The 541-nt window shown below is 40.5% G+C and carries 1 protein-coding gene; it reads left to right on the top strand.

Annotated elements, in window-relative coordinates:
• Positions 1 to 541: hypothetical protein (locus ACFIK8_RS13045; RefSeq protein WP_375669663.1), on the top strand; the 541-nt coding region annotated here is incomplete at both ends.

The following is a 541-nucleotide window of genomic DNA, read 5'->3' as shown; positions in this document are numbered from 1 at the left end:
TGGCATGATTATGCGATTACACGATTTATTCCTGATACTACAGAAGATCAACAAGGCACTTTATTTTTCCTCCGCGATACGCATAACGGGCGTTGGTGGTCTGTTACTGGTGAACCAACACGTGTTGTTGTTGAAGAAGCAATCAGCATTTTTACAGATGAAAAAGCTGAATACACGAAAACGGTTGATGGTATTAAATCAACCCTTGAATGTCTTGTTACTTCTGAAGGGTGCGGCGAAGGCAGACGTATCCAACTTATAAATACAACGAACAAAGATCGTCTTATTGAAGTGACCTCTTACGGTGAACTGGCACTCGCAACAATGGATACAGATTGCGCTCATCCTGCTTTTTCACGTATGTTTATAGAGACAGAAATTGTTGAAAGAGAAAGAACAATTTTTGCTAAAAGACGTAAACGTTCCCCCAGTGATCCTGAAATCTATATTGCTCATTTTGTCACCGATACAATGAATACACTTCGAGAGATAGAAGCTGAAACTGATCGCTCCCTATTTTTTGGGGGAGGACGATTTTGTG

The organism is Bartonella sp. MR168JLCBS (genome assembly GCF_042194175.1).
Note: the sequence above shows the minus strand (reverse complement) of the source record. Positions and strands in the feature narration are given on the sequence as shown.